The organism is Brevundimonas vesicularis (assembly GCF_032067225.1).
GTDB lineage: Bacteria > Pseudomonadota > Alphaproteobacteria > Caulobacterales > Caulobacteraceae > Brevundimonas > Brevundimonas vesicularis_F.
Map to the genome: position 1 here is coordinate 1 of NZ_DAMBJX010000068.1, position 2124 is coordinate 2124.

General features: G+C 67.5%; 3 protein-coding genes and 1 pseudogene. 2 read left to right on the forward strand and 2 right to left on the reverse strand.

The annotated features are described in order from the left end of the window. A partial coding sequence (gene lptE, locus RT123_RS13750) for an LPS assembly lipoprotein LptE (protein ID WP_409514918.1) occupies positions 1-519 on the forward strand: 519 nt, incomplete at its 5' end. Next, positions 516-1568, forward strand: a complete 1053-nt coding sequence (gene holA / locus RT123_RS13755) for a DNA polymerase III subunit delta (RefSeq protein ID WP_313009702.1) — start codon at positions 516-518, stop codon at positions 1566-1568. The genes lptE and holA, both read left to right, overlap by 4 nt. A gap of 2 nt (positions 1569-1570) precedes the next feature. On the opposite strand, the gene RT123_RS13760 is transcribed toward holA, so the two are convergent. Beyond that, the gene (locus RT123_RS13760) at positions 1571-1753 is read right to left on the reverse strand and encodes a hypothetical protein (RefSeq protein ID WP_066553618.1); all 183 of its coding nucleotides are present in this window, start codon (positions 1751-1753) and stop codon (positions 1571-1573) included. Between the two features lie 26 nt (positions 1754-1779). Further along, positions 1780-2124, reverse strand: a pseudogene (locus tag RT123_RS13765) (chromosome partitioning protein ParB); the annotation flags it as partial.

Below are 2124 nucleotides of genomic sequence, written 5' to 3' on the forward strand. Positions count from 1 at the left end.
CGTGGTCAAGGACCGCATCGTCAATCTGGTGGCCGGCTGATGCGTATTGCGGCGACTTGCGCGGTTCTCGCGTCTCTGGCGGTTTCCGCCTGCGGCTTCACGCCCATGTACGCCGAGCCGGCCGTGGGTTCATCCCTGCGCCGGATCGCCGTCACGACCCAGGATGACCGTCTGGGCTATCGCCTGCGCGAGCAGCTGGAAGACGTCCTCGCCTGGGATCGCGGCGCGACGCCGTTGTATCGCCTGACGACCGAGGTCCAGCAGAACCGCCGCTCGCTGGGTCGCCGCATCGACGACACCGCCACCCGCTATGAACTCACGGTCAAGGCGACCTGGACTCTGACCCCGGCTGCCGGCGGAATGCCTGTCAGCGGCACGGAAACGGTCACCACGACCTACGCCACCGCCGACCAGCCCTATGCCGCCATCGCCGCCCAGCAGGACGGCGAGGAGCGCGCCGCAGCCGAACTGGCTCGCCTGATCCGACTGGATCTGATGCAGGCGCTGTCGAACCCGTGATCCTGGCCAAACGCCCCGAGATCGATCGCTTCCTGAAGGCGCCCGATCCGGCGATCCGGGCGGCGGTGATCCACGGCAAGGACCGATCGGGTGTCGCCGAGCGGGCCGAGGTGTTGTGCAAGACGGTCACGCCCGACCTGAACGACCCCTTCAACGTCACCGTCCTGACCGATAGCGACATCGATGGCGATGAAACGAAGCTGGAAGAGGCGCTGACGGCCATGTCCCTGATGGGCGGCCGTCGTCTGGTGCGCATCCGTCTGTCGGCGCTGAAGCCCGGCGTGGACAAGGCTGTCGCCGCCGCGCTGAAAATCCACGCCGATGGCGGCTACAATCCCGACGCCATGATGGTGGTCGAGGCCGACCAGCTAGGCCGCGAATCCGCGCTCAGAAAGGCGGCCGAGAAGGAAAACGGCGCGGTCGGCATCGTCTGCTACGAGGACGAGACCGGCGATGTCGCCCGCATGGTCCGAGAGGCCCTGGCCGCCGACAAGGTGGGCCTGACGTCCGACGCCCTGGACCGTTTCGTCGCGCGCTTGCCGCGCGAGCGGGGCTTAATGCGGCAAGAGATCGAGCGCCTGGCCCTGTTCATCGGCCCCGGCTCCGGCAAGACGCTGGATGTGGATGCGCTGGAGCATCATCTTGGCGTCGAGCCGGACGCCTCCCTGTCGGATGCGGCCCTTCAGGCTTTTGGCGCGCGTCCCGGCCCGGCGCAGGCGGGGCTTAGGCGCGCCTTCGCCGAGGGCGAATCGTCGGTGCTCGCCGTTCGCTCCGCCGCGATCCATCTCGGAAAGCTACGTCGGATCAATATCTTGCAGGCCAACGGCGCGAACGCCAAGGAGGCCGCCAAGGCCGCTGGCGTCTTCTGGAAACAGGAGGCGGAAATGCTGCGTCAGGCGCGGTCCTGGCGGCTCGAAGCCCTGGACGAGGTCTTGGACAGCATCAACACGGCCGATGTCGCCACCAAGACGACCGGAATGCCAGACCAACTGATCGCCGAACGCCTGCTGCTGGAAATCGCAGGTCGCGCCAGACGCCTCGGGCTGTAGCCCTAGCCGCGCTTGGACGCCTTGCGGAAGGCGGGCTGGGCCATGGCGACATTGCGCGCCGACACAGCCTTCTCTTCGGCCTTGGCGCCCGGTTGGGCGTTGAACCCATGACCCGCCTTGGCCTTCTTGGCGGCGAGCGCCTGTTTCAGCTTTTCGGCGGCGGTGGGTGTCGTGTCTTCAGTCATATCGACACCCTAGCACAGTCTGCCGTTCAGCCGCGCATCAAACGGCGGCACAGGTCGTCGAGCTGCTCCAGCGAGCCGTAGCCGATCGTCAGTTCGCCCTTTCCGCCCTTGTCCGACAACTGCACTTTCAGGCCCAGCGCATCGGCCAGATCCTGCTGCAGGGCGGCGACATCGGCCGCCCCCTCCCCGCCGACGGCCGCCGACGCCGACTTGGTCTTCGTCGGCTTCGGCCCCTCGACCGCACGGCGCGCCAGGGCCTCTGTCTCACGGACGCTGAGACCGTCCACAAAGGCGATGTCCGCCAACTGACCCGGATCGGGCGTATTGATGAGGGCTCGGGCGTGACCCGCGGACAGCTTGCCTTCGCGCAC